Source organism: Microbacterium sp. Bi128 (genome assembly GCF_918698205.1).
This window is the reverse complement of record NZ_CAKKMM010001346.1, coordinates 1-1,385: the sequence shown is the minus strand read 5'-3', so window position 1 is coordinate 1,385 and position 1,385 is coordinate 1. Positions and strand designations below refer to the sequence as shown.

Here is a 1,385-nt window from a genome sequence, read left to right as displayed (position 1 = left end):
GAATACAGCAGGCAGCTTCCCGCAGGGCGGCGGCCGGACCTATGGCGACCCGGCTGACAGCTCTCGAGTCACCGGCACCGCCCCGGACTGGGGTCCGCCTCCGCCGTCGGGACCCATTGCGTCCGGCCCCGTCCCGCCCGGTCCTGTTCCCCCAGGCGGCTACGGACCGGGGTCCGGCGCCACACCGGCCGCACCGGCCGCGCGCAACCTTGGCCCAGGCGCTCCGGCGGTCGCCATCACCGTCGGCTCCGCCCTCCTGGTGGGCGGGGGCATCAAGGCCCTCGACGCCGCCAACGTGATCGACCTCGGCGATGCCGGCAACGCGCTGGTCTGGGCCTTCGGCGCGGCCATCCTGGGCCTCGGGATCCTGTTCGCAGGGCTGCGGGGCCGGACCTCCGGGATCCTGGGCTTCTTCGCGGTCGTGGCCCTGCTGATCGGCGCCATTTTCAGCGTGATCCCGCACGGGGACCGGTTCCGCTTCCAGAACGCCGACTGGACGCCCGCGAGCATTCAGCAGGCCCAAGGCGGCTTCGAGATCACCGGCGGCGCCGGAACCGTGGACCTGACCAAGCTGGCGCTGAATCCGCCCCTGGGCTCCGACGTCGTAGTTCCGATCGACGCGACGGCCAGCAACCTCACCGTCGTCATCCCCGCCACCGTTCCGGTGCACGTCCAGGCGGACATGACCATGGGCAACCTCCACGACGGCAACCAGGACCGCGGCGGCATGACGACGCAGCAAAGCGACTACAACACCGCGAAACCTGGCGCCCGGCTGGTCCTGGAGATCTCCGGCACCGTCAGCAACGTGACCATCAAGGAAGGCAACTGACATGAGCAGCTATGACGACTCGCCGCTGGCCGATGCCGGGCACGACCGCGAAGCGGGCTCGCCCGCCCGGGTGGGCACAGTGGTCTGGGGACTGACAGTGGTGGCATTGGCCGCACTGATCATCATTTCCCGGCTCGGCCTCGTGGCCCTCAACGGCACCTATGTGCTGATCGGCCTGATGATCGGGGCCGGGGGCGCCCTGGTCGTGGGCGGCCTGGTCTCGGCGCGCAGGCGTGACAATAAGTCAACTACAGGGAAGTCTTGAGCCATGGATAAATTCTTCGACACCATCCGGGGCTTCGGCCTGAAACGTGGTCCGCAGCGCTGGGTTGGCGGCGTTTGCGGCGGGGTTGCCGCCAAGCTGAACGTTGATGTGGCCTATGTCCGGATCGCCTACCTGCTCCTGAGCCTGCTCCCTGGCCCGGCGTTCGTGGTCTACCTCGCGGCCTGGCTCCTCCTCCCGGACCAGCGCAACGCAATCGTCCTCGCAAGCTTCCTCTCGAAGCGTTCCTCCCGGCCCTGACATCCATCACAGGCCGGCCAATCACAAGCC

Annotated in this window: 2 protein-coding genes and 1 pseudogene; all 3 read left to right on the top strand. The window is 68.7% G+C overall.

The window, feature by feature from the left end; all coding sequences use genetic code 11:
* Nucleotides 1-832, top strand: a pseudogene (locus tag LQV45_RS32640) (hypothetical protein); the annotation flags it as partial.
* Nucleotide 833: 1 nt separating this feature from the next.
* Nucleotides 834-1,097 (top strand): hypothetical protein, encoded by a 264-nt coding sequence (locus LQV45_RS32635; protein WP_230011724.1) that lies wholly within the window; start codon nucleotides 834-836, stop codon nucleotides 1,095-1,097.
* Between the two features lie 3 nt (nucleotides 1,098-1,100).
* Complete coding sequence (locus LQV45_RS32630; RefSeq protein WP_230011722.1) at nucleotides 1,101-1,355, top strand: PspC domain-containing protein; 255 nt, start codon at nucleotides 1,101-1,103, stop codon at nucleotides 1,353-1,355.
* Nucleotides 1,356-1,385: the final 30 nt, after the last annotated feature.

Coding starts and splice junctions, on each gene's coding strand:
- LQV45_RS32635 (WP_230011724.1), top strand. CDS start 834: ATGAGCAGCTATGACGACTCGCCGCTGGCCGATGCCGGGCACGACCGC.
- LQV45_RS32630 (WP_230011722.1), top strand. CDS start 1,101: ATGGATAAATTCTTCGACACCATCCGGGGCTTCGGCCTGAAACGTGGT.